The sequence below is a fragment of the Dyella sp. 2HG41-7 genome, from assembly GCF_021390675.1.
Lineage (GTDB): Bacteria > Pseudomonadota > Gammaproteobacteria > Xanthomonadales > Rhodanobacteraceae > Dyella_B.
The window spans coordinates 2,449,755-2,475,148 of sequence record NZ_JAJEJV010000004.1 but is presented as its reverse complement, the minus strand read 5'-3'; the positions used below and the strand labels follow the sequence as shown (position 1 = coordinate 2,475,148).

Annotated in this window: 24 protein-coding genes and 1 pseudogene; 9 read left to right on the top strand and 16 right to left on the bottom strand. The window is 58.0% G+C overall.

The features are described from left to right. Nucleotides 1-398 precede the first annotated feature (398 nt). From L0U79_RS12470 to L0U79_RS12460, 3 genes are all read left to right on the top strand, one after another. On the top strand, nucleotides 399-1,472 hold the full coding sequence (locus L0U79_RS12470) for an MBL fold metallo-hydrolase (protein WP_233842598.1): 1,074 nt from the start codon (nucleotides 399-401) through the stop codon (nucleotides 1,470-1,472). A gap of 208 nt (nucleotides 1,473-1,680) precedes the next feature. Then, entirely contained in the window at nucleotides 1,681-3,009 is a 1,329-nt protein-coding gene (locus tag L0U79_RS12465) for a glycoside hydrolase family 2 (protein ID WP_233842597.1), read from the top strand. A 153-nt stretch (nucleotides 3,010-3,162) separates the two neighbouring features. Next, nucleotides 3,163-3,759: a hypothetical protein gene (locus L0U79_RS12460; protein WP_233842596.1), complete on the top strand. Its 597-nt coding sequence runs from the start codon at nucleotides 3,163-3,165 to the stop codon at nucleotides 3,757-3,759. 140 nt (nucleotides 3,760-3,899) lie between these two features. On the opposite strand, the gene L0U79_RS12455 is transcribed toward L0U79_RS12460, so the two are convergent. Beyond that, a complete protein-coding gene (locus tag L0U79_RS12455) occupies nucleotides 3,900-4,436 on the bottom strand; it encodes a DUF2726 domain-containing protein (RefSeq protein WP_233842595.1) in 537 nt (178 codons plus the stop codon). Between the two features lie 381 nt (nucleotides 4,437-4,817). Here L0U79_RS12455 and L0U79_RS12450 point away from each other — a divergent pair, with 381 nt between their 5' ends. The 3 genes from L0U79_RS12450 to L0U79_RS12440 all read left to right on the top strand — a co-directional run bounded on the left by L0U79_RS12450 (nucleotide 4,818) and on the right by L0U79_RS12440 (nucleotide 7,825). Continuing rightward, nucleotides 4,818-5,027 carry a hypothetical protein gene (locus tag L0U79_RS12450; RefSeq protein ID WP_233842594.1) on the top strand — a complete coding sequence of 70 codons (210 nt, stop codon included), beginning with the start codon at nucleotides 4,818-4,820 and terminating at the stop codon, nucleotides 5,025-5,027. Nucleotides 5,028-5,181: 154 nt separating this feature from the next. Continuing rightward, nucleotides 5,182-7,140 carry a hypothetical protein gene (locus tag L0U79_RS12445; protein WP_233842593.1) on the top strand — a complete coding sequence of 653 codons (1,959 nt, stop codon included), beginning with the start codon at nucleotides 5,182-5,184 and terminating at the stop codon, nucleotides 7,138-7,140. 85 nt (nucleotides 7,141-7,225) lie between these two features. Next, the gene (locus L0U79_RS12440) at nucleotides 7,226-7,825 is read left to right on the top strand and encodes a lipocalin-like domain-containing protein (RefSeq protein WP_233842592.1); all 600 of its coding nucleotides are present in this window, start codon (nucleotides 7,226-7,228) and stop codon (nucleotides 7,823-7,825) included. Nucleotides 7,826-7,842: 17 nt separating this feature from the next. On the opposite strand, the gene L0U79_RS12435 is transcribed toward L0U79_RS12440, so the two are convergent. The 5 genes from L0U79_RS12435 to L0U79_RS12415 all read right to left on the bottom strand — a co-directional run bounded on the left by L0U79_RS12435 (nucleotide 7,843) and on the right by L0U79_RS12415 (nucleotide 12,297). Then, on the bottom strand, nucleotides 7,843-8,598 hold the full coding sequence (locus L0U79_RS12435; RefSeq protein WP_233842591.1) for a response regulator: 756 nt from the start codon (nucleotides 8,596-8,598) through the stop codon (nucleotides 7,843-7,845). Then, nucleotides 8,599-9,696 carry a histidine kinase gene (locus L0U79_RS12430; protein ID WP_233842590.1) on the bottom strand — a complete coding sequence of 366 codons (1,098 nt, stop codon included), beginning with the start codon at nucleotides 9,694-9,696 and terminating at the stop codon, nucleotides 8,599-8,601. 140 nt (nucleotides 9,697-9,836) lie between these two features. After that, on the bottom strand, nucleotides 9,837-10,853 hold the full coding sequence (locus L0U79_RS12425; RefSeq protein WP_233842589.1) for a zinc-dependent alcohol dehydrogenase family protein: 1,017 nt from the start codon (nucleotides 10,851-10,853) through the stop codon (nucleotides 9,837-9,839). A 76-nt stretch (nucleotides 10,854-10,929) separates the two neighbouring features. Next, a complete protein-coding gene (locus L0U79_RS12420; protein WP_233842588.1) occupies nucleotides 10,930-11,925 on the bottom strand; it encodes an aldo/keto reductase in 996 nt (331 codons plus the stop codon). A gap of 48 nt (nucleotides 11,926-11,973) precedes the next feature. After that, nucleotides 11,974-12,297: a carboxymuconolactone decarboxylase family protein gene (locus L0U79_RS12415; protein WP_233842587.1), complete on the bottom strand. Its 324-nt coding sequence runs from the start codon at nucleotides 12,295-12,297 to the stop codon at nucleotides 11,974-11,976. Between the two features lie 159 nt (nucleotides 12,298-12,456). On the opposite strand from L0U79_RS12415, the gene L0U79_RS12410 reads away from it, so the two are divergent. The 3 genes from L0U79_RS12410 to L0U79_RS12400 are packed head-to-tail and all read left to right on the top strand — an operon-like array spanning nucleotide 12,457 to nucleotide 16,014. Beyond that, nucleotides 12,457-13,359, top strand: a complete 903-nt coding sequence (locus L0U79_RS12410; protein WP_233842586.1) for a LysR family transcriptional regulator — start codon at nucleotides 12,457-12,459, stop codon at nucleotides 13,357-13,359. 57 nt (nucleotides 13,360-13,416) lie between these two features. After that, entirely contained in the window at nucleotides 13,417-15,702 is a 2,286-nt protein-coding gene (locus L0U79_RS12405) for an FdhF/YdeP family oxidoreductase (RefSeq protein WP_233842585.1), read from the top strand. A 36-nt stretch (nucleotides 15,703-15,738) separates the two neighbouring features. Next, entirely contained in the window at nucleotides 15,739-16,014 is a 276-nt protein-coding gene (locus tag L0U79_RS12400) for a hypothetical protein (RefSeq protein ID WP_233842584.1), read from the top strand. Between the two features lie 26 nt (nucleotides 16,015-16,040). Here L0U79_RS12400 and L0U79_RS12395 read toward each other — a convergent pair whose 3' ends face one another. From L0U79_RS12395 to L0U79_RS12350, 10 genes and pseudogenes are all read right to left on the bottom strand, one after another. Beyond that, nucleotides 16,041-17,363, bottom strand: a complete 1,323-nt coding sequence (locus L0U79_RS12395) for an NAD(P)/FAD-dependent oxidoreductase (protein WP_233842583.1) — start codon at nucleotides 17,361-17,363, stop codon at nucleotides 16,041-16,043. Nucleotides 17,364-17,389: 26 nt separating this feature from the next. Continuing rightward, nucleotides 17,390-18,316 (bottom strand): Dyp-type peroxidase, encoded by a 927-nt coding sequence (locus tag L0U79_RS12390; protein ID WP_233842582.1) that lies wholly within the window; start codon nucleotides 18,314-18,316, stop codon nucleotides 17,390-17,392. Nucleotides 18,317-18,454: 138 nt separating this feature from the next. Next, the gene (locus L0U79_RS19270; protein ID WP_304488654.1) at nucleotides 18,455-18,742 is read right to left on the bottom strand and encodes a LysR family transcriptional regulator; all 288 of its coding nucleotides are present in this window, start codon (nucleotides 18,740-18,742) and stop codon (nucleotides 18,455-18,457) included. A 15-nt stretch (nucleotides 18,743-18,757) separates the two neighbouring features. Continuing rightward, a pseudogene (locus L0U79_RS12380) lies at nucleotides 18,758-19,039 on the bottom strand (EAL domain-containing protein); the annotation flags it as partial. 196 nt (nucleotides 19,040-19,235) lie between these two features. Then, nucleotides 19,236-19,469, bottom strand: a complete 234-nt coding sequence (locus L0U79_RS12375) for a hypothetical protein (RefSeq protein ID WP_233842580.1) — start codon at nucleotides 19,467-19,469, stop codon at nucleotides 19,236-19,238. 123 nt (nucleotides 19,470-19,592) lie between these two features. Continuing rightward, a complete protein-coding gene (locus tag L0U79_RS12370) occupies nucleotides 19,593-20,231 on the bottom strand; it encodes a MarC family protein (RefSeq protein WP_233842579.1) in 639 nt (212 codons plus the stop codon). Nucleotides 20,232-20,396: 165 nt separating this feature from the next. Then, nucleotides 20,397-21,056, bottom strand: a complete 660-nt coding sequence (locus tag L0U79_RS12365; RefSeq protein ID WP_233842578.1) for a dihydrofolate reductase family protein — start codon at nucleotides 21,054-21,056, stop codon at nucleotides 20,397-20,399. Nucleotides 21,057-21,203: 147 nt separating this feature from the next. Then, complete coding sequence (locus L0U79_RS12360) at nucleotides 21,204-22,700, bottom strand: efflux transporter outer membrane subunit (RefSeq protein ID WP_233842577.1); 1,497 nt, start codon at nucleotides 22,698-22,700, stop codon at nucleotides 21,204-21,206. Between the two features lie 11 nt (nucleotides 22,701-22,711). Next, entirely contained in the window at nucleotides 22,712-24,289 is a 1,578-nt protein-coding gene (locus L0U79_RS12355; RefSeq protein WP_233842576.1) for a DHA2 family efflux MFS transporter permease subunit, read from the bottom strand. Further along, nucleotides 24,286-25,392 (bottom strand): HlyD family secretion protein, encoded by a 1,107-nt coding sequence (locus L0U79_RS12350; protein WP_233842575.1) that lies wholly within the window; start codon nucleotides 25,390-25,392, stop codon nucleotides 24,286-24,288. The genes L0U79_RS12355 and L0U79_RS12350 overlap by 4 nt, the downstream gene beginning before the upstream one ends. Between the last annotated feature and the right edge of the window lie 2 nt (nucleotides 25,393-25,394).

Sequence of the window (25,394 nt, the reverse complement as noted above, 5' to 3'; positions counted from 1 at the left end):
AGGGGCTCCTGGATGCTAGTCCTGAATGGGATGTTCTTCAATTAATGTCCCTCGCAGCTGTATCACTCTTGTTACATCGCATGAAATCGACTTTCGTAGAGCTGTCATAAGCCGCACTAACGTTGCTCATTCACGGCAAGACGTTTTCTTCTGCGTCGGATATCAATGGCATCGCAGTCATTCCACACCATCAAGCCTATTTCCAGAACACCTAAATAAATGGAACGGGTGGAACATCAAATCAATTTTGACGCGTTTGGCATGATCTTTGACCGGCGTTTTCCCCACGTGACGCCTGAAGCTATTAGCCGTTTATACCGCCCCTTGCACAGGCTTTGCGCAAGTGCTTTTATGGCGTATCGCTCGCCAGAGACCGGCACTTTCGAAAGGAGAGGGCGATGCGCCAGATCGCGGTGAAGTTCATAGGCTGGACCGTGTCGCTTGCAGCGATCCTTGTTCTGTGGGTCAGCGCAAGTGCTATCGCTGCTGAAGGATTGAAAAGCTCCGCGCCGTCTTCGTCGGCAGCACGGATCACCATTCTCTATGACGCCTTTGGCAAAGAGGCTTCATTCCAAAAGGATTGGGGTTACTCGGCGCTCATTGAAATTTCCGGCAAGCGGATTTTGTTCGATACCGGTGATGATTCGGACATCCTTGCCCACAATGCCAAGGCGGCCGGCGTCGACTTGTCGAAGCTCGACTTCGTAGTGATGTCCCATCGTCATGGTGACCACATCGGTGGCATGAGCTATCTGCTGAGCGTCAATCCAAAGGTGAAAATCTACGCGCCGGAGGAGTTTGGTGGTGTGTTCGGGTACGACCTGCCGAGCAGGTCGTATCGAAAGGACGACAAGCTGCCCGCTGAGATGCGTTACTTCGGCGGCAATCCGCCGGCAATAATTCGGTTTGGCAAGGCTTGGGCTGGCGCTAATATCGAGCTGATCGACAAGTCCACCGAAATATTGCCGGGCATCACGTTGATCGCCCAGGTTTCCGATGCGCCGAAAACACGCGAGCTCAAGGAATTGTCGTTGGCGATCAATACTCCGAAAGGATTAATCCTGATCGTTGGTTGTGCACATCCAGGTATCGAAAACATCGTCGCCGAAGCGGCCAGGATCAATCCGCGCATCCACGTTATCGCTGGCGGCTTCCATCTGCTGGCGGCAACCGACCCCGACATCGCGCGCATCGTCACGACGCTGCACGACACGTACCACGTCGAATGGATTGCGCCGGGACATTGCACCGGCGAGCCAACCTTCGCGGCGCTAAAACAGGCATTCGGCGAGCACTACCTTTACGCAGGCCTGGGTACGGTGCTTAACGTCGGTGATATCAGGTCGGCCGAGAGCGTCGCCTGGGATCAAACAGACCACGCCAGTTACCGCCGGTTGCTGGAAGGCAGCGACGATTCGCCAGCGGCAGAATCTCAGTCGACCGAGTTCGCTTTGACTGCGCCGTCTCGCTAGAGCCGGTCGGCTGCCTGCAACGTTTGTAAAAGGGTGGACTGCACTCGTCATCGTGGTGCGGTGTCGAGGCGTCGCGCCTGGGAGCTGAGAATGCTTCAGGATGGCCTGAAGGCGCATCTGGACAACACGCACTTATCTGATGGAATCTCCATGCGATTCCCGCCAGCCTCTCGTAGACTTCGAAAAGAACTCATCAAAGAGCGATGTGATGCGACATCTAAAGCTGCTGATTGCATGGTGCATGCTCCTCAATCTTGTGATTGGCAGCGATCTCGCATCAGCCGAGCCAGCCCAGATCGTCCACATCAACCTCGGCCACTCGATTCTTTCCTTGAACGGACCGTGGCGATTTCATGTTGGCGACGATCAGCGTTGGGCATCGCCAGACTTTGATGACAGCATCTGGGAAACCGTCGATCTCACGCCTGCGCCAGGTGCGCATGACGGCGATGTTGGTTTGCCGGGTTATGTGGCGGGCTGGAGCCTACGTGGTCACGCGCAATACATCGGATATGCGTGGTATCGGATGAAAGTAACGGTCGATAGCGATGGCCTCGCGCCGCTTGCCTTGGCAGGGCCGACGTTGGTCGATTCGACTTACGAACTTTACGTTGATGGAAAGCGGCTTGGTGGCTCCGGCGTCTTTTCGGATGCGACGCCCACGGTATTTGGTGTGCGCCCAAGTGTATTTCCGTTGCCATCCTCGTCATCGGCGGGCACGCAGACCTACGTGATCGCATTCCGTGTATGGATGGATCCGATCGATGCGGCCCAAGACAGTGGAGGAATTCACGTTGCGCCGAATATCGGCGATGTAAACGACATCGACTTGTTGCATCAGGCGCAATGGTTGCAGACATTCAAAGGGTATGTCGTCGACGCGATCGAACCGTTCGCCTTTTTCTTGCTTGCGTTGTTGGTCTTCGCATTGATCGCTTGCCGCACGGATGATGATTTTCGCTGGCTGGCTACGGCACTGCTTTTACTGGCGCTCCTGCGCGTCAACCAAGTGTTGTTCTATTGGACGGATTTTCTCAGTTTGCGTGGCTATGACGTCGCGACGGCTGTAATACTAAAACCACTGAATTTGGCGGCATGGACGTTGGCTTGGCGACATTGGTTTCGTGTGAACAAATATCCAAGGCTGCACTACGCGATTGGCGCGCTTACCTTGGCCTATATGCTTTTCGCACTGATGGGTCGCCCCTGGTTCGCGACAGAAGCGGATCACGGGCTCAAGTCTGTGGCTAACACGGCCGTCGAAGCTGCGCGTCTGGCCTTTGCCGCGCTCTATCTCTGGATTATTGGAATCGGCGTGTTTCGGTCGCCAAAGCCGTCGAGCTATCTGGCGGCGCTCGGCGCCGTCTTGGTCGGCGTTGGCATCTTTGCGACAGAAGTTAGCGCGCTAGGCGTTCCGGGTATCTGGTTTCCATATGGAACAGGCGTGTCGCGCGGCCAGTATGCGTATGCCGTCTTTATCCCGCTGCTGTTTTTGCTGATAGCGATGCGATGGGTTGGCTACGCGCGAAGGAAATGAGGAAGAAGCTATCGTTAAAGTATTCCGCTAATTCGGAGCAGGGCGATTAGAAACTGTTATAGGGAATAGGGTGGAATGCTAACGAGCTCACTTGAGCACGAAGAAGAATCAAGCCTAGACTTCTTTATTCAATCGCGCGATCGGAAGTGAGGCATGAAGACACTGACCCTGCTTATCGGCTTTCTATTGGCATCAGCGTGCCCGGCGGCAATAGCCGGCCATGACGGCGGAAAGGACGTCTCTGCCGGGACAAAGGATGCAAGTGCCACGCCTCTGGCGCAGATGTCCCTGCTTTATCCAAGAATTGGCACGTGGCAGGTCACCATCAGAACCATGCCAAGCAAGAGCCTGCCGTCAGGTGGCGTGGACAAGGGCGTTGCGACAATCAAGAAAGGCCCGGGCGGATTTTCGATTGTCCAAGACTTTTGGTCACGCGGTACGGGCGGTTATGCCGTTGGCCAGAGTTACACGTGGTGGGATAGCAACGCGAAGGCATTCAAGAGCGTGTGGTGCGACAACGCACAAGGTTGCATGGAGTTTACGACCGAAATCGATGGCAACTCGTGGACGGTGGAATTGGATGGTGAGACCAACGGCGAAAAGGTCCACACCACGATTCGCGCGACCATGAGTCCGAATCACAATGCCATCCACGAGGAGGTTGCGAATTCTTACAACGGAAGCCCCGCGAAGACGGAAACAATCAGCGAATATAAGCGCGTTGCGAACGGCGCAGCCCAAACACCGTAATAGTTTGGATGGCAACTCATGAAGTGGGCGACGACATCTAAACGCCTGATCACGCTTCATATTTAATTTTACATAATATACATTATGCGCAATTAAGGATATTCGGACCTAGGGCCAAGGCTTGAGCCACCACCGTCCAATCAGGCCTGGTCGCCCTCGTCTGACCGCCTTCTGGAATCGTCCGTCACGACGAGCGACTGAAATTGGCCGGACAACGTTTCGACGTTGTAAGTCGCCGCCGCGGCCACGGTCCACAGCGGCAACCCGATGCTTTGGCAGACGCGAGCCACGAGTTCGTCACGCCGTTGCGCTCGTTGGGTGCTGTGGGAACGATCATTGAGTTCGACTGCGCAAATCACAGCCAGATCGTTTGCACGGCACACGATGAAATCGAAATGCTTTGAGGCGATCTTGTTGAGCGCTGCTTGACGCGTTGAGCGGCTCAATCCCGGTTTGACCAAGGCGACGTCGGCGATCCGCACTTTTCCGAAGATTCGATATTGCTGGCCGACCGCTTTCTCAAGTTGGACCAGGAATTTTCGTTCGGCCGTCGAGAACAACGTCTTGGCGGGTACGTAGGGAAAGCCAACTCCGCCACGTGACCCCAATAGCCTGATTCGAATAACCAGCGCGAACAGGATGATGAAAACCGGGATGAATACGGCGTATCCGTGCATAGAAATGCCATTCCATGGTTTGCGTGACGTTTATTGAAGCGGATATCAATAACGGGGTCCAGCAAATTTAGACGATGCAGCTTAGGTCTCAACACGTGCGACGCGCGGATGTTCTAATCCATGCACGATTCCTGAGATGCATCGATGACTTCCCTGCCAGTCCCTGCCCCACGCGCTATTGCTCTGCTAATTTCCTGCTTCGCTCGCGCCAAGTCATGGGCGATCGTTCTACTTATAAGCTTTAGCTCTACCCTGCTCTCCACGCCCAGTTCTCCGAGCCCGGTTTTTAGAGGAGTTCTCCACGCACGTGGCCCGCATGGTGTTTACACCGAAATTCGGTTCGAGCCGCATCACCTGACGGCGCGCGTACACGGATCGCAGATGTGCGTTCTGCATGCACATCTCGTGCATGGGGATCCGCATACCAGCCGTTACGCCATCGAGCCTCCTCAAGGCGGTCGTTTCTGCGACGAGTTGGTCGATGGGGAAATCGTGATCCATCCGCATTCGCCGAATGACGTGATCGCCGAGTTTCGGTCGCCACGTATGGATTGGTCGGGACGGTTTCGTCGCCACGCTTCGGCTCGCTAATTGCTTATCGGCGCTGCGCTTCCGTAAACGCTCCTGTTCGTGCAGTGAGCGGCAGTCTTACTGCAGCAAGCGGTGTAGGTAGGTCTGGTCCGCGTACTTACACTCTTGTTCGAGACATCACGCCAGTGGGATGCTCGAACGGGAAGCGGACATTATGCGCGTCACATCTACGAAGCGTCGGACGTTCTATGTCTTCATCGCAGCTGCGATTTTCCGTGCGGCTGCGGTCAACGCTCAGCATGCTTCCGATAATCCCGTTTCTTCCGCCGACGACGCTTATGGATTGACGCTCGGACTAGAGTCGGTAGGCATCTACAGCCCCGGACTTGTGCGTGGATTCAATCCGCAATCCGCCGGTAATGTGCGCATCGACGGCCTCTACTTCGATCAACAAGGCGCGTTGTCCAATCGTGTCGTCGAGGGTTCGACGATCAAGGCAGGTGTAAGCGAAATCGGCTACACCTTTCCAGCACCGACGGGGATCGTCGATTACGACCTTCGTCATACCGAAGGCGATGTACCCAGCGGAACGATCATTGCGAACGTCGGCCCCTACGAGGCCCGCGGCGTCAGTATCGACGGCAGCCTGCCCTTGATCGGAAACGAGCTTGTCGTTCCGATGGGTGTGAGCACGCAAGTCAGCACGCAGACAACCTCTTACGGCCCCTACCCAGGATACACGTCCAACGTAACGAGTATCGGTGCGACGCCCCGGTGGTCGCCAAACGACAAGATCACCGTGCGCGCCATTGTCGACTGGCAGCAAACGACCGCTGCAAAAACATTTCCGTTGTTCTTCACGGCGGGCGATTTTCTGCCACCGACCATTTCCAAGAATTACTTTGGCCAGAACTGGGCGCAAGGCCGCAATCTGACGGCGAATCTAGGCGGCATCGTGTCGGCGCAACTGACCAAGACGTGGCTGCTGAAAGCGGGCGTATTTCGTTCGACCAATGATTATCCCGTCAGCTTTGCGGACCTGTACACCGATATCCAGCCGAATGGCCGGTCCGAGCACGTGGTTGTGGGATATCCGGATCAGGACACGACTTCCAATTCCGGTGAAGTGCGCCTGTCGGGTGCGTTCACAACGGGCGATTGGCGTCAGCAACTAACCTTTATGGCTCGCGGCCGCGATACCAAGTCGCGCTACGGTGGCGAGGATGTTGTCGACGAAGGTCCGGCTGATATTGGTTTGCTGGTCCAATTGCCGGAACCGAACTTCACCTATACGGCGCGCACGAATGATCGCACCCAATTGTGGAGCGTGGGCTCTGCGTATCACATCGATTGGCGTCAGCGCGCCGAATTCGAAGTGGGCGTTCAAGACGAAAATTATCGAGAGACGGTCGTCGCTCCTGGCATGCCGGACTCCGATGTGTCTGCGCATACGCCACGCATTTACAGCAACGCCGCGTTTTCCCTTGCGCCAGCCTGGACTGTGTATGCCGGATACACGCAGGGACTCGAGAATTCCGGAGCCGCACCTAACTCCGCCAAAAACAGCGGCGCGGTTCTTCCTGCATCCAAGACGTGGCAAATCGATTCGGGCGTTCGTTATGTCGTGACGCCCAAATTCAAGATCATCGCGGGCGTTTTCGAACTACAAAAACCGTATTTCAATCTTGATACGAATAACGTCGACCGGGAGCTCGGCGTCCAGCGTGCCAAAGGCGTCGAGCTCTCGGTTGCTGGCGAATTGTTTACGTATTTGCATCTGAATATCGGCGTACTCGACGGCAGAGTCAGCATCCTGGGGCCGAATCTGGCAGCTGAGAAGGTAGGCGATGTCGCAATTGGCCAGCCGCTTTTGATGTACGTGGCGAACGTCAACTACACACTCCCATGGGTGCCGGCCGCCTCGTTGGATGCATCGGCTACTCACTTCGGCACAGCGCCAGCAAGCATCGACAACGGCATTTATGCGCCAGCGGTGACGCGCGTGAATCTCGGCGGGCGGTATCAGTTCACCGCTTTCGGCAAGAAAAGCAGCTTTCGCCTGCAGGTTCAGAACGTTTTGGCGACCAACAAGTGGACGACTCAATACGTGCCCGGTTTCTTTCAGTGGCCGTCGCCACGAACCGTATTCGCTTACCTCACCACCGACCTTTAATAAGACAGATCTTTCTGTCTTGTTATTGCTTTGCGCGGTACCGACCGTGCGCGTTTTCTCATCCAAGCATAGCCAGGAGTCACTTATGAAAAACGTAATTTCCACCGTGGTTGCGATGTGTCTGCTTATGGGCGCGAGTGGCGTCTATGCGCAAGACGGCGGCATGACTAGCATGATGCACAAAGACCACACCAGCGATAACGCCATGGCTGGCGGCATGATGAATAAAGAAAGCGCCGGCGATCACGCCATGGTGCCGAAGGCATTGATTGGCGCCTGGATGCTGGTTCGTTGCGATAATGTTTACCCCGATGGTCACCGTGTCGAGTTATACGGCCCCAACCCGGTTGGCATGTGGCTGATCGATGCCGACGGCGATTACATGATGCAGATCGTGCGGGCAAAGCGCATGCCGTTCGCCATGAACGACAAGTCCAAGGGAACGGCAGACGAATACCGTGCTGCGTCTATGGATAGTAACGCCCACTACGGTCATATCAGTGGAGACGCCAGCATGATACATACGCAGATCTCGCACGCGTCGTTCCCGAACTGGGATGGCAAGATGGGCAATTCGGGTTACACCATCAACGGCGATGAATTGACGTATCGTGTAGAAAAACCGTCGAGCGGTGCAGCCGAAGGCGCGCATGGCGAGGTCGTATGGCGACGCGTTCACTCTTGAGCGTTGCTAGCCTGCTCTCAGCGACCGCTTGCTAACTCCGCAAGGCGTTCCTGGATGCACTTGCGATAACGGCGGCTCAATCGAAGTCGTGTGGAGGAATTCAACACGACTTCGTACTCGCCACTGTCTTGCAACTCCAGTCCACGAACCCGATCGAGATTGACGATGATCGAACGATGAATACGTGCGAACGATCGCGAATCCAAATCCTGCTCGAGTTCCTGCAGCGTCCGGCGAAGTATGTGCGTGGCCTCGCCGATATGGATGCATGCGTAGTAGCTTGCCGCTTCGATCCAATCGATGTCCGACACGTTGAGGAACAGAGTCTGGTTTCGACTTTTGACCGCGATTTTGCTGATCGAACGGTGTTGTGTCGGCGCATACCGCGCAAGCTTTTCCTTAGCGCGAGCAAGTGTACGACTGAAGCGCGCATCATCGAAAGGCTTTAAGAGGTAGTCGAGCGCGCCCGCTTCGAAGGCACGCAGCGCATACGTGTCGTAGGCGGTTACGAAGACCACCGTCTCGGGCATGTCGGCGCCGAGGAGCTCAAGCACGTCGAACCCATCGCATTCGGGCATTTGCACATCGAGGAATACGAGATCGGGCCGTGACCGCCTGATCTCTTCGATTGCTTCTTGTCCCGACCCGCATTCGGTCACCGATGCGATGTCGGGATCATTGCGCAACAACAACGTCAAGTTCCGCCGCGCCAACGCTTCGTCGTCGACGACCAGAACGCGAATCGACGGGGAATGCTCGTCAGTCGATGTCATTCACGCCTCCACGAACGGCAGCGTCACGACGACTTCTACGCCGCCGACGTCGAGAGGTCTCAACAATAACTCGGATCGGTCGCCGTGCAGGATCTGCAACCGGGTGCGCAGATTGTCGAGGCCGACGCCAGCGGATGTCGCCTCCTGGTCCTCTTGGCCCCATGGACCGTCGTTGTAGACCGTCAGACGAAGCGTGTCGTCGTGACGCGCGCCCGCGACGCGAATTTCTCCGCCGGCGACACGCTTGGAAACGCCATGTTTGATCGCGTTTTCCACCAATGGCTGCAGCAAGAGATTCGGGACTTGCGCATCCCCCAGTTCCTTGGGGATATCCATGCTCACACGAAGACGGTTTCCGAAACGCACCTTCTGAATGTCGATATAGCGCTGCAGATACTCCACTTCTTCGCTTAGCGTCACTTGCGCGCGATGGGAGTCTTCCGACGCGCGGCGCATAAACTCGCTCAAGCCCACGATCATTCCAACCGCCGCGTCGTTGCGTTGGTCGCGCACGAGACCCACGATCGAATTGAGCGTGTTGAACATGAAATGCGGCTCCATCTGACCGCGTAGCGCAGCGAGTTGCGCCTGCGACAGCTCCTCGTTGAGCCGTGCCGTCTCGGCCCTCTGCCGCTCGATGTTCTGGCGCGAGTCCACGACATACGTGATGGTTGCGATCAGCGCGTAAGCGATCGCGAACGTTAGAATCTGGTCGGTGATCGATGTGAACCACGTATTTGAAAAGACCGGCGGTGGATTGTGGCGCCACGGGTTGAAAACCACTCGAAGCATGGCCGACCACGCACTAGCCACCGTGCTGACAACGGCAAATGCCGCCAGATGTGCGGCCGCCGCTTTCGAAATCGCGCCACGAACGATCGGCCGTCTTCGCGAGAGTTCAACGATAAACGGCGTCAGCAACGCCCAAGGGAGCCAGGACACGAAAGCAATAGCGAATGGCAATGCCCACGATTTTCCCGCGCCGATCGCATGCATCAGGAAAATCGTCTGGCTCGCATCGAACAACGCGCCCGCACACCAAATGGCTGCGATCCAAGTCCAGCGGGTGGAATGCGTGTGCGGGCGAGCGTTGGTCATAGCCGTCACGCTACACCAAAGCGCTTCTGAAAGTCCCTTGCTGCAGCGAATGGTCGGTCCGGTGCAGCAAGTTGTCGAATATGCCCGCTCACTCACCCCGCCCCGCATTGCACGGGACGCGGCAAGATCCATGGATCGCGTTACACGCGCAGCAACACCTTGATCGCCTCGCGTTGATCCATCGCACGATATCCGTGTGCGACATCGGCCAAAGGAAGTTCAAGATCGAAGACTTTGCCAGGATTGATCTTGTTCGAAAGCACCAGGTCCATCAGATGCGGCAGGAAACGGCGCACCGGAGCGGGACCGCCCAGCATGCCTTTCTGAGCGAAGAACAGTTGCTGACCGTCGAATTCCACGCCATGCGGCACGCCTACGTAACCGATCATCGAGCCGGGACGCGCGCAATCCAACGCTTGCCGCATGGACTCTTTCGTTCCGACGCATTCGAGCACCGCATCGGCGCCTACGTTGCGCGTCATCTTCTTGAGCTGAGCAACGCCGGCGTCGCCGCGCTCGGCAATGATGTCCGTCGCACCAAATTCGAGCGCCAGTTCCTGTCGCGATTTATGACGACTCATAGCGACGATTTTGGCGGCGCCCATCTGTTTGGCCGCAAGCACGCCCATCAGGCCGACTGCACCGTCGCCAACCACGACGACCGTAGAGCCGGACTGCACGCGAGCGGCATCCGCGGCATACCAACCTGTGCCGAGCACGTCAGATACGGCCAATAAGCTGGGGATCAAGTTGTCCGCCGGCATGTCGTCGGTGGCGACCAAGGTGCCGTCAGCAAGCGGGACGCGCGCCAGCGGCGCCTGCGCGCCGGTCATAAATTCGCGCTGCTCGCACGAGGACTGAAAACCAAACTGACAATGCGGACACGTGTTGTCCGAAATACAGAACGACCCCACGACAAACTGGCCGGGCTTGACGGACCTCACTTCACTGCCGACTTCCACCACGACACCGCAGTATTCGTGTCCCATCGCGAGCGGTTCGTTAATCGGATTGGAACCGCGATACGGCCACAGATCGGAACCGCAGATGCAACTTGCGGACAGCCGGATAATCGCGTCGGTGGGTTTGAGAATGGTCGGTTCAGGGCGGTCTTCGGCGCGAACGTCCCCTGCCCCGTACATCATGGTCGCTAGCATGTGTGAATCTCCGGCAGACGGTGGTTATTAAAGGAAAGGGCGCGATCTGCAAGATCGACGCGCGATGGCTCGATCATCAACGACCCGTAGTCGCCATAAGATGCGGCGGATAGCGCTCGCCTTCGATGCGAATCACCGCAGCGGCCTTCTCGATAGTGGCGAGGTCGGCCGCAGTCAATTCGACGCCGACCGCACCCAGGTTCTCCTCCAGGCGATGCAGTTTGGTCGTGCCGGGAATGGGGACGATCCAAGGCTCGCGAGCGAGTAGCCATGCCAACGCGATTTGCGCAGGCGTCGCGTGCTTGGCGGCCGCGATCTCTTTCAGCAAGTCGACCATCGCCTGGTTCGCGGCCATCGCTTCGGGCGCGAAACGCGGGATTTTTTTGCGGAAGTCGTCATCGCCAATCTGCGTGTCTTTGCTCATCGCGCCGGTAAGGAAACCTTTCCCGAGCGGACTGTATGCGACGAGACCGATACCCAGTTCCTTGCACGCTTCCAGGATGCCGTTGGTTTCAGGTCCGCGTGTCCACAGCGAGTACTCGTTCTGCAGCGTCGCGACCGGTTGTACCGCGTGAGCGCGACGCACGGTCTGCGCGCCCGGCTCCGATAGGCCGAAATGACGAACCTTGCCTTCCGCAATTAAATCTTTAACTGCGCCAGCGACGTCCTCGATGGGCACATTCGGATCGACGCGATGCTGATAAAGCAGATCGATCGTGCCGATGCCAAGACGCTTGAGCGACGCATCGGTCACAGCGCGAATGTTTTCCGGACGACTGTTGAGTCCTTTGTTCTGTCCGGTCGCGGCATCGATATCGAAGCCGAATTTAGTAGCGATCACGACCTGATCGCGAACGGGCGCCAAGGCCTTGCCGACCAATACTTCGTTCGTAAAGGGACCGTAGACTTCCGCGGTATCGAAGAACGTCACGCCCCGATCGAACGCCTCGCGAATCAGGCGAATGGACTCGTCGTCCGACAGCGCATGGCTGTAGCTGAAATTCAGCCCCATGCAACCAAAGCCTAGGGCGGAGACCTCCAGGCCACTTTTTCCAAGCAAGCGCTTTTTCATATGTACCTCGATCAATATTGAGCGTTGAGCGACACGCAGTCGCGTCGCTCACGAGTTTTCGGCGAACACCTTGCGCGCTATGCCCACGGCCGAACTCGCCGTCGGCCAGCCGGCATAAAAGGCAAGATGCGTAATGACTTCGACCAGTTCGTCGCGCGTAACGCCGTTCTGCAGCGCGAACTTCAGATGAAACGGAAGCTCGTTGATGCGGTATTGCGCGATCAACGTGGCGACGGTGATCAGGCTGCGGTCCCGCTTGGAGAGTTCGTGTCGCTCCCAGACTTCACCGAACAACACCTGCTGCGTAAGCTGATCGAGCGCGGGCGCGACGTCGGCAAAAGGTCCCTGCGTTTTCGGGGCGATGTCGGCCATGGCTGGATTCCTCGAGAAAGTGGCGATTCGCTGGCCGGCTCGTGGTTGAGCGCCCGCCTGCGATGACTGCGCCAGTCTGGCCCTGTCACGCCTATCTGATAAGACGGCAAATATCGAATGGACTTATGATCTGTATCGATTAATCAAATCGACACGGTCATGTCTGGCGAGAACTACAACGACCTGCAGGCGTTTCTTACCGTCGCACGTGAAGGCAATTTCACGCGCGCCGCGGCCAAGCTTGGCCTGTCGCAATCAGCGCTCAGCCATAAAATTCAGGGGCTGGAGGAACGACTCGGCCTGCGCCTGCTCACCCGCACCACCCGCAGCGTTTCACCCACCGAAGCCGGCCAACGGCTGCAGCAAGCGTTGGAACCCAATTTCGAGAATATCGACGCGGCGCTCGCGGGACTCAGCGAACTGCGCGACACGCCCAGCGGCACCATCCGCATCACCAGCAGCGAGCACGCCGCAGCCACCATCTTGTGGCCAGTGCTGGAAACGTTTTTACCGAACTACCCCGATATTCGCGTCGAAGTGATCAGCGACTCCACGCTCACCGATATCGCGGCGGAGCGTTTTGACGCCGGTATCCGCCTGGGAGAACAACTTGCCCAGGACATGATCGCCGTGCCCATCGGGCCGCCCATGCGCTTGGTGGTTGTGGGCAAACCGACTTACCTGGACGCCACGCCATCGATCATCACGCCGCGCGATCTCACCCGACACGACTGCATCAACCTGCGCTTTCTCACGCACGGCGGCCTCTATGCATGGGAATTCGAAAAAGGCAGCGACGCGCTCAACGTGCGCGTGGAGGGCCGACTGACCTTCAATAGTCTCGAACGCATTCTTGCTGCATCGATTGCCGGTTTCGGCCTCGCCTATCTGCCCGAAGATATGGTTCGTCCGCACATCGAGGCGGGTCGTTTGCGCCAGGTGCTGGACGATTGGTGTCCGCTGTTTTCGGGCTATCACTTGTATTACCCAAGCCGGCGTCAGCCGTCCCCGGCGTTTGCGCTGTTGGTCGATGCGCTTCGTTATCGGGCGCATAATCCGTAGTGGTCGCGCGTATCGTCGTACTACGGATGTGAGCGCAGCAGTCAAGAGGAAGGTGTCATGGCTGATAAAGAGATTCCAGGTATTCGTCCCTACAAAGCGCCGGCAGGCGGTTGGGGCGCGCTGCGAGCGACGGCCAAGGCGGTCGAGGAGCAAATGAATGCCTCCGAAGCCGCCATCACATTGCTTCGAACCAACCAACCCGAAGGGTTCGATTGCCCAGGCTGTGCGTGGCCCGATAAGGAGCATAAGTCCACGTTTCGGTTCTGCGAAAACGGCGCCAAAGCCGTCACCTGGGAAGCGACAAACAAACGTGTTCCGCCGACCTTCTTCGCTGCCCACACGGTGTCGTCGCTGATTGGATGGAGCGACTATCAGCTGGAAGATCAAGGCCGATTGACGCACCCGATGGCGTACAACCCGGAAAAGGACATCTACGAAGCCGTCAGTTGGGACGATGCATTCGCACGCATTGCTACGATTCTCCGCAGCCAGGCCAACCCAAACGCGGTTGAGTTCTATACGTCGGGACGCGCGTCCAACGAAGCGGCATTTCTTTATCAAATCTTTGCGCGCGAATACGGCACCAACAACTTTCCCGACTGCTCGAACATGTGCCATGAGGCCACCAGTGTCGGCCTTCCCAAATCCATCGGCATCGGCAAGGGCACGGTATCGCTCGACGACTTCGATCATTGCGAGTTGATCATCGCCATGGGTCACAACCCGGGCACAAACCATCCGCGCATGATGGGCACGCTGCATGAAGTAGCGCGGCGCGGCGCCCCCATCATCGTGTTCAATCCGTTGCGAGAGCGCGCGCTTGAGCGTTTCGCCGATCCGCAAGACCCACTGGAAATGGCGACCTTTGGGGCCACGGAGATCGCTTCCACGTATCTTCAACCCAAGGTGGGAGGTGATGCCGCCGCGCTCAAAGGCGTGATGAAAGCGCTGCTCGACATGGATGACGCGCAAGGGCCGTCGTCCACGGTTTTCGATCGCGCGTTTATCGACGAACACACCAACGGATTCGACGCGCTTGCAACGGATCTGCGCGCAACGTCCTGGCAAGATATCGAAGCGGCGTCAGGCTTGCCGGAAGACGATCTTCGCAAAGTGGCCGAGGCGTATGCCAAGTCGAACGCGACCATCATCACCTACGGCATGGGGATGACCCAGCACAGCACGGGTACGGAGAACGTACAGCAAATCGCCAATCTGCTGCTGCTGCGTGGCAACTTCGGCAAGCCGGGTGCGGGCATTTGTCCGTTGCGCGGACATTCCAATGTGCAAGGCGATCGAACGGTAGGCATCACGGAAAAACCGAGCGCCGATTTGCTTCGCCGAATCGCGCAGACCTTCGGGTTCCAGCCGCCGGCGGACCATGGCCATGATGCTGTGGCGGCGATGCAGGCCATCGTCGCGGGTACGTCGAAAGTTTTGATTTGCCTGGGTGGCAATCTGGCGGTGGCGCTTCCCGATCCGGAGGCGTGTTTCCCAGCGATGCATCGCCTCGAACTTGCGGTGCACATCGCTACCAAGCTCAACCGCTCGCACTTGCTCACCAGCAAGAACACATTTTTGCTTCCTTGCCTGGGTCGCACCGAACGGGATATGCAGGCGACCGGACCGCAATCGGTGACGGTGGAAGATTCCATGTCGATGGTGCACGCATCGCGCGGCAAGCTGGCTCCGGCTTCGGAAGCGTTGAAATCCGAACCTGCCATCGTTGCGGGTATGGCGGCGGCCACATTGCCCGATAGCAAAGTGCCCTGGATGCATCTGATCGAGGACTACGATCGCATTCGCGACGCCATCGAATCGGTGTTCCCCGACTTTGTGCAGTTCAATCAACGCATCCGTGTGCCAGGTGGTTTCAGGTTGCCCTTGCCACCCACCGAACGCATCTGGAATACGCCGTCCGGCAAAGCGGAATTCTTGAACTTTACGGGGTTGCACGAAGACCCCGTCTTTGCAGACCGCACGATCCTGAAACTCACCACTGTGCGCAGCCACGATCAATACAACACGACCATTTACGGACTGGATGATCGTTACCGTGGTGTTTTCGGTCGGCGCGACGTGCTTTTCATGAATGAAGAAGATCTCACCGATAGAGGCATCGAAGAAGGCGATGAACTCGTCGTGGAAACAGCCTTCGGCAAAGGTCAGGAACGCCGTATGACGAGTGTGATCGCGGTGACCTACCCGATCGCAAAAGGCTCCGTTGCAACCTACTACCCCGAAGGCAACTGCTTAGTGCCGTTGGATTACATCGACAAGGCTAGCGGGACGCCAGCTTATAAATCGGTTCCGGTTCGTGTCACGCAAGCCAAACGCGTTTGATGCGGTGATTGGGCGGTTGTTTGAGGAGAATTGGCAATGCTCAAAGGCACTCTCAAACTTGCGGTTCCCATGCCACCTCCTCAGGGCGACAACGACAACGCCGCCTGGGACGACTTCAACTCCACGCCCTACGGCGTAGATTTTACCGGCACAGATTTTCATCCCGTCGCAGGACAACCCAACGTCTTCGTTGCAACGGCGCCTACTCAATACAAGTTGACCGTCACTGCCACGGTGCTTTCCGATGGCAATATCCAACTTGCCTACTCCCGCTTTGTCCAGGAATCTGACAACAACCTGACCGCTGGATAGCGCGCGCGAAAAAGAGGCTTTCGGCGTCAGTGCAATTTCACCTTGGGCGAAAGGGTTCGGTGCAACAGGCTGGACACCATTTCCATCATCGTTCTCCACCATCCGTGGAGCGCGATAGTGTGTAAGCGATAAAGCGACACATACATGATTTTCGCCACGATACCGTCTACGAAAATCCGGCCGCCGATCAATCCGCCCATAAGACTGCCCGTGGCGCCGACCTTGCCTAGCGATACGAGCGATCCGAAGTCTTTGTAATGGAACACAGGTAAGGATGCCGAAGCGTCTGCGCGAAGCCGTTGTTGGATCGAACGCAGCAAGAACGATGCTTCCTGATGCGCTGCCTGCGCGCGTGGGGGTACCCACGTATTGGGTGATTGCCATAGGCATTGCGCGCAATCACCCATGGCAAAGATGTCATCGTCTGACTTGGTTTGCAGTGTGGGTCGTACAAGCAATTGACCCAACCTGCCCACAGTCAGGTGATCCAGACCCCCTAGAAATGCGGGCGCTTTGATGCCCGCCGCCCAAACCATCACATCCGCATCGATGACGTTTCCCGTCCGTGTGCGAAGCGCGCCCTCGGTCACTTCGGCGACTTGCTCACCGCACGCCACCTCGATGCCGTAGTTGGCTAACAGCTCCGTGGCCGCCTTGGATACCCGCTCTGGCAGCGTACTGAGAATGCGTGGCGCGGCCTCGACGACGGTGATGGCAACGTCCTTGACTGGATCGAGCTTGTGAAGTCCGTAAACCGCCAGAACATGCGCGGTTTGTCGAAGCTGAGCGGCCAGCTCGACGCCAGTCGCTCCGCCACCCACGATTGCAATCTTTACGCATCGATGCTCGTTCGTGCTATCTGCATGCTCCGCCTGCGCACACGCGGCAATAAACGCTCGCCGGAATCGATCGGCATCTTGAACGGTGTCCAGCGCAAACGTGTGTTCGCGCGCGCCGGGCACGTCGAAGAAATTGGTGACGCTACCGACCGCAATTACTAAGGTGTCGTAGGAGAGTTTTCGCGCGGGAAAGAGTTGTTGACCATCGGCATCGATCACCGCATCGACGCAAATGGTTCGCGAGGATCGATCAAGCGCGCTGAACGCGCCTTGGCAAAACTCGAAGCCATGCCAGTGCGCTTGCGCTGCGTAGTCCAGTGCGTGGATCGTGGTGTCCAAGGTGCCGGCGGCGACTTCGTGAAGCAGCGGCTTCCACAAATGCGTGGCCTGCCGATCCACCAGCGTGATGCGCATTTCTTTCTCTTGTCGCCATCCACCCTGCCAGTTTCCCAGCCTCGTCACCAGTTCCAGACCGCCTGCTCCACCACCTACGACCACGACTCGGTGCATCGTTTACTCCGGCGCTTTGTATCGCTTCAAGTCACGTTGTCTAAAAAGGTTGTAGTAGGAACAAAGAACAGCGTGCCCGTCACCGCCTTGCTTACGTCGAGCAATCGATCGTAATTTCCGGGCGGCAGACCCACGAACATGTTTTCGAGCATGCGCTCGATGCGGCTGGGCGATCGCGCATAGCCGATGAAATACGTGCCGAACTCATCCTTGCCCAACTCGCCGAACGGCATGTTGTCGCGCAGGATTTGCAGCTGCTGGCCGTTTTCGACAATGTTGGTCAGCACGTTGTGCGCATACGGCGGCTTGGCCTCGTCCGCAAATTCGATGTCGGAAAGTTTCTTGCGGCCAATCACGCCTTCCTGGTATTCCACCGGCAATGCATTCCAGGCACGCATGTCGTGCAGATATTTCTGCGTGATTACATAACTTGAGCCAGCAAATGCCGGGTCTTCATCGCCAATGATCGCTGCGTCGATGGCTTCCTGGTCGACCGGGTTTTCCGTGCCGTCGACAAAGCCCAATAAGTCGCGTTCGTCGAAATACTTAAACCCGTGCACTTCATCGACGATCGTTACGACATCGCGGATGCGATCCAGAATGGCCGTGGCCATTTCGAAACACAGATCCATCTGTGTGGCTCGAATGTGGAACAACAAATCGCCCGGCGTGGCGACGGCATGATGGACGCCGCGAATTTCCCGAAACGGATGCAGTTCGGCAGGCCGTGGTTGACCAAATAGGCGATCCCACGCGTCCGAACCAAACCCCATCACGCACGACAAGCGGCCCTTGAGGTTGCGAAAGCCCACGCCTCGCAACAGCGATGAAAGATCCGCGCAAAGCTCTCGCACCGTCGCATCGTGCTCAGCGCCGGGTTTCAGGGTTGCCACGAGAAAAATGGCGGCCTTGGTAAGTTTTGCAGTCACAGGTTGGGATTTGACGGAAGGCACGATCGAGCATCCTATGTTGTGCGGTGTCGGAAGGAGGTGGACTGTCCACGGATCCACACGTGATTTAACTCCCTTCGATGATGATGTCGTTAGCGGCTTGGGGTCCACTCGCATTCGCAACGACGATGTGGAGGTCCATCACGCGTTCCGCAGAAGCGAGCACATGTCCTCCTCGGAAAGCACTCCTTTCTCCAACAACTTACGCACCAGGGCGCGCAGGATCAGGGCTTCGACCCGGCCGGGGTCGTTATCCGCATATTTTAGCGCCATGACACAGCCTCCGGCGTCAACAAATTCGCGCGCAATTTCCAGCTCCCGCAGACCGGCCGACAGCGCCGGTTGCGTGACCTGGCAGCTCTCCGCCGCCAGCGCAAAGTGCCGATGCTGCGCGAGCGCCACGAGATAATTGAGTTGTCGATTGAACAAGCTGAGCTCCGACGCTTAGGACTTGGTCGCGTAGAACGCCTTGAAATCCGCGGCTGAGATCGCCTTCGAATACAGCCAACCTTGCGCATATTGCACGCTGGCTTCTCTTAGCAGCCGTTCCTGTTCCAGCGTCTCGACGCCTTCCGCCACGACATAATGATTCTCTAGGCGGAGGAACGCGGAAATCTGGCTCAATCCCTTCTCTCCAGATCGGGTCAGGTTTTCGACGAATTCCCAATCCAACTTGATGATCGGAACCGGTTGCCGCGACAGGACGATCAAATTGCTTTCATCCGGATCGACATCGTCGCCAACGCACCAGCGCTTCGCACCCTACGCAGCTTCCATGCTTTTGGAGCGTAATCGTCGGCATATATTCCAAGAACAGTTTGTCTTGGTAGATGGCCTCATGCACTTCACTGGGCGTGATGCTGTTCTGCTCCGCCATAGGCTCCCCGACCATCACCCCGCGCGACGAATGGAATTCAACTCATCAAGGCGAAGTCTGAAACAACGCAAAGCCGTCGTCGACGACCTGCTTCAAGACAGCCTGAACATCCACGCCAGAGAATTCGCCGCTTGAGGCGATGTCGGTTCCCTGAAGATAGAGATGGAGCTCCGCCAGATCGGCCGTGTTCGGCAAGTGTGCGGTTGGCAAGGGGCGTCCGGTCGGAACGGCAACGAATTGCCTCGGGTTAACCCCGCCTCGGTAGATGTCGACGAGCATGGAACCCTCCGAAAGTGATGGACCCCAATCCGGCTTACGTTAGATATCTCGAACGCTACCACGGTACAGCGTGCAGTGGCACTGGCGATCACATTCCCCGCAAAGGCAGGTACAAGGATCGGCTCAAGTGAATAGCTCTTTGAGCCCGGTGACTGCGATTTGCAGTCCTACGCAAAAAATAAAGAACGCGATAAGGCGGTTGAAAATTCGTTCGCCTTGCGAGCCAAGGTAGCGCTCAATGCGCTGCGTATTGAGATAGAACGCGTAGACCAACGCGCACATCACCACGATGGCCAAAAGAATGGCCGCCATGTTGTATGCGAGTTGACGTAAGTCGGCGGACGCGCCATGCGCGCTCAATGTCAGTAGGACGGAAATTGTTCCAGCGCCCGTGGTCAAAGGAAACGTCAGCGGATAAAACAGTTGGTCTTCGATGTCGCGGCGCTTGGTCTGCCCGACATCCTTGCTGCTATCGGCGTTGTCCTCTTTATCGGAAGAGAGAAGTTCCCAGCCCATTTTGCAGATCATGATGCCGCCCGCCAGTCGCACCACAGGGATCGATAATCCGAATAATTTGAGGATCCATGCGCCGGCGATCAGCGTTCCCGTGCATATGCAAAATGCATACAGGGTGATTTTGCGTACTGCGTGTTTCTTTCCGGCCTCATCGAGGTGGGCGAAATAAGGCATAACCACGAATGCGGTGCCGATGGGGTTCACCACCGGAAACAGGGCTACGACGCCGACGAACAGCAAGTGCACGAACGCTTGAAGTTCCAGTGCCATGGTCAGCGGACCTTATAAGAGGGTTAAGCTGCGCATGTCGATGCGCTTTTTACGGGCGCTCGGACGCATCATACGTTATCCCTGGAGCTGGCCTCTAGGATTATCTCCCCCGCATGAATCATCCTGTTCCGCCCATTCGCACTACGCCTCATGCGGCCGATACACGACTCCCACGATGCCCGAACTGTAAGTTTTCGCACTAATCAGCTGCAGATCGGCCTGACTGTGCAGTGACGAGAACAGCGGCTTGCCTTGGCCCAGTACAACCGGATGGATGGCCAATCGATATTCGTCGACAAGGCCGGACGCGACGAGGCTTTGAGCGAAACGCGCGCCGCCGTGAGCAAGCAATAAATTTCCCGGCTGTTGCTTCAATCGCAGAACTTCTTCGACGAGATCGCCATTCGCGACCGTCGGTTCGGCCCAAGACTTCAGCACCGCCGCTGTGGGCGTAACGCTGGGCCGCTTTCCGGTGAGATTCGCGTCCGCGTCCGCAGTTCGATTCACCTGCGTGCCGTCTTTGATCCCCGTTCTTGAAAAAACGATCTTGGGAATATCGTTCATCGCTGCTGTAAACGGCGTGTCCGAATAGGGCCAGAATGCCGCCATGTCGTAATAGCTGCGGCTGCCCATCAGGTGTGCGCCGGCTTCGCTTAGCGTATGGATAACCGATTCCCTGGAATCGGCGCTCGATGACCTAAAGATCCAATCGATCTCGCCGTTACGTCCGGCGACAAAGCAGTCCAGGGAGATGGACATCTTCAAGACGAGCTTTCGTTGCGGTGCCGTTGCGGACGTCATCGTTCCTCCTAACTAGGGTTGACGCCTTGGCTTATTTTGGCGTCTTCATCGTGACGACGAACGGCGCTAGCCGATTTCGACATCCGCAACGTAACTGTCACCGCTTGAAGCGCGACAGATACATTCGCTCCGTCAAGAGAAGTCGAATTAACGGCTTGCCGTGCGTGGATCGGCAACCGGCGTCCAGCCGCCACCAAGCGCGCGGAACGTGGCGACGGCAGCGCGCGCATCGTCGGCGTGTACGCGCGCCAGTTCATCGCGCGAGGAAAGCAATTGGCGATCTTCGTCCAACACTTCGAGCAGGCTGACCGCGCCGCCTTTGTAGGCATCCTCGGCAGCCGCGCGTGCGCGCTCGTGTGCATCGACTTCTTTGGTCAACACGTCGTGCTGCTGTTCGAGTTCGCCCAGTGCGACGATTGCGTTCTCTACATCTTCCGTGGCGCGCAACATCGATTGGCGATACGTTGCAAGCTCTTCCGCATTTTTTCCTTTGGCCTGCGCCACCTCGGCGTCGACGCGACCGAAATCGAACAAGCGCCAATGCAAGCCAAGCGCGGCTTGTGGCTGAAACGCGCCGGAGCTGAACAAGGAGCCGGTGCTCAAACTTTCCAGGCCGAGCAGCGCGCTCAACGAAACTTTCGGGTAGTACTCAGCGGTGGCTTCGCCAATGCGCGCATTCGATGCAGCCAGTTGCCGTTCCGTGGCGATCACGTCCGGGCGACGGCGCAGCAGCATGTCCGGGCCGCCATCGGTGTCGATGGAAGGCACCACGAAGCTTTGTTCGCTATCGACAATCTCATTGCGATAAGCGCCCGGCGCGGCGCCCATCAATACATCGAGACGATTGAGCTGCTGCTCCAATTCGGTCTGCAATGGCGGCAAGGTGGCGCGGGCCTGCAGCACCAAGGCTTCGGCTTGTGCTTCTTCACGCGCGGTGGCGAGTCCGCTTGCAAGACGCACGTGCACTAGATCGAGCAAATGTTGTTCGGTATCGACTTGCTGCTGCGCAAGCGCGATGCGCGACTGCGCGCCACGCACACGGAAATACGCATCGGCGGCTTCCGCCGCGAGCGAGACGCGTACGCCTACGCCGGAGGCTTCCGCCGCCTGCGCTTCGGCTTGCGCGGCTTCCGCGCCACGATGCAATCCGCCGGCCAGATCCAATTCCCAGCTCGCGCCCGCCGCCGCGGTTTCCAGTGTTTGATTACGACGATAGCCGGGCAAGTGGCTACCGATTTCGCCAAGCGGCCCATCGATCGATTGATATTGACGCGCCACCTGCGCATCCAGGCTGCCTTGCGGCAACAGGGCCGCGCCGGCTTCACGTGCCGCTGCGCGCGCTTGATCGACGCGCGCCATCGCTGCGGCAAGATCGAGATTCTGCGCGGTGACGCGGCCGACAATGCGCGACAGTTCCGGATCGTTGAAACCGTTCCACCACGCGTCGAGTGCGGGCGCAGCTTGCGCGACGTTGCGCTGCGCGAGGGTTTGCTGCCCGATGTAGTGCTCGTTGGTGGGCACGGTGGGCTTGGTGTAATTGGGCCCAACCATACAGCCGGCGAGTCCCGTGGCGGTCACCACGAGCAAGGCGGTGCGCGCAAGCGAACGACGCGCGACGGGGATAAGCAGAGAGAGTGAACGCATAACGGCAGTCCTCAATGCGCATCGGCCGAAGGCGCAGGAGGCGGGGTCACCTTGCGCATCAACGGAACGAGCACGGTAGCAACGACAAAACAGATCGCGACGGTGAGAAAGGCGTCCGCATAGGAAAGCGTCTGCGCCTCGCGGAAGGTGAGCTGCCACAGCGCGTGCAACTCGCCGTTAGGATCGCCCACGTCGGTAAAATGCCCGGAGTTCTGCGCGAGCCACTGATTCATCGCCTCGTTGGAGGTGTTCAGGTGCTCGGCCAGCCGGTAGAAATGCAGATTGGTGCGATCGTTGAGGATCGTTGCGCACACGGCGATGCCGATCGCGCCACCCAGATTGCGCATCAAATTGAACAGCCCGGACGCGAGCCGTAAACGCGCTGGCGGCAATCCGCCAAGCGTGAGCGTCACGACCGGCGGCACCGCCAATTGCTGCGCGGCGCCGCGCAATGCTTGCGGTAGCAGAAGTTGGTTCGCGCCCCAGTCGTGCGTGATCGGTGTGAAATCCCACATCGATAGCGCGAAGATCGCCAACCCCGCCATCATGATCCAGCGCAGGTCGAAGCGTTGCGCCAAAAACGTATACACGGGAATGGTGAGAATCTGGAAAATACCGGTGGAAAATACCGCTTCGCCGATTTGCAGCGCGCTATAACCTTCCACACGACCGAGGAAGATAGGCGTGAGGTAGATGGTGGTGAAAATGCCAACGCCGGTGATAAAGGAAAACAGGCAACCCAGTGCGAAGTTGAGATCGCGCAATGCGCGCAGATCTACCAAGGGCTGATCGTAAGTAAGACTACGTATAACAAATCCCACGCCGCATAAGCCCGAAAGCCAGGCGGTGGTCGTGATCGTACTGTCGGTCAGCCAGTTCCAGCGCGGGCCTTCCTCCAGCGTGTATTCCAGGCAACCCAGAAAAACGGCGAGCAGCACCATCCCAAGATAATCCGCGCGACGCAGCAACGACGTGTCGGGCGCATCGACGTTCACCAGCATCGGCACGGCGATAGTGACGAACAGACCCGGCACGAGGTTGATGAAAAACAACCAATGCCACGACCAGTGATCGGTAATCCAGCCGCCCAATGTCGGGCCGAGCGTCGGCGCAAGCGAGGCGATGGCGCCGATCGTCGCCGCCGCCACCACACGCTGCTTGCCGATAAAGAACGCGAACGCGGTCGTAAATACCATCGGTATCATCGACCCGCCGAGAAACCCTTGCAGCGCGCGAAACACGATCATGCTCTGGATATTCCAGGCCACACCGCACAACAAACTGGTGATGGTGAAGCCAGCGGCCGATGCAGCGAACAGCCAGCGCGTGGAGAATACGCGCGATAACCAGCCCGACAACGGAATCACCACGATCTCGGCGATTAGATAGCTCGTCTGCACCCACGCCGTTTCATCCACGCCCGCCGACAGGCCGCCGCCGATATCGCGTAAGGAAGCCGAAACGATCTGGATGTCGAGCAAGGCGATAAACATCCCCACGCACATGCTGGCGAACGCAAAGATTTTCTGCGTGTTGCCGAGCTTGGACGGATCGATCGGCGGCGCGGCGAGGATGGCGCGGATGTTCATGGCGCGCTGCCGCCCGCTGCGCGCGTATTGATATCGGCGACCACCGAAAGACCCGGGCGCAGCAAGCCAAGCGCGTCATCTTTCTTGTCCAACGCGACGCGCACCGGCACGCGCTGCACGATCTTGGTGAAATTGCCGGTCGCATTTTCCGGCGGCAGTACGCTGAACTCGGCGCCCGTGGCGGGCGCAAGACTAGTCACGTGACCATGAAAGACACGACCTGGCAAAACGTCCGCGCGAATTTCGACCGCCTGCCCCGGCTGCATGCGCGCGAGTTGGTCTTCTTTGAAATTGGCGTCGACCCACAAGCCATGCGCAGGCACTACCGAGAGCAGCTGCGTACCCGCCGCCGCATAGGCGCCGACACGAGCACGGCGATTACCGATTACGCCATCTACCGGCGCGCGCAATTCGGTGTAGCCGACATTCAAGGCGGCAAGATCGCGCTCCGCCTTCGCCTGCGCCAATGCCGCGCGCGCCTGTTGTTTCTGCGACGCGATCACGTTGAGCTGGCGTTGCGCGGCAATCCATGCGGCTTGCGCTTTATCGGTATTGGCGCGCGCGGTCTTGTCTTCCGCATCCGCACGCTGAGCGCTTTCCACCGAAACCGCTGCGCGCCCGGCCAGTTCGCGGTAACGCACTTCGTCGTCATGCGCGCGGGTGGCCTCGGCGCTGGCCGCGTGAATGCTGGCCTTCGCTTCGTTGATAACGGCTTGTTGCAGTTGTTCGGTGGCATCAAGATTGGACAGCAACGCTTCTTGTGCAGCGATGGCGCCATCCGCTTTCGCCAAGGCGGCGCGATAGTCGCGGTCGTCGATTTTCACCAGCAGATCGCCGGCGTGCACCCGTTGGTTGTCGGTGACATTCAGGGCGGTGATGTAACCCGATACTTTCGGCCCGATCACCGTGATATCGCCGCCGACATACGCATCGTCTGTGTCTTCGATAAATCGGCCGGCAGTCCACCAATGGACGCCATAAACGACGCCCACCAGTAGCGCGACGCCCATGGCGGCGCGAATCGTCAGCTTGCGCCGCGACCTGGGCGGCGCCTCGGTCACATCGGGAAGATCGAGCCGTTTGTCGGCGAACACGGTGTTCATAA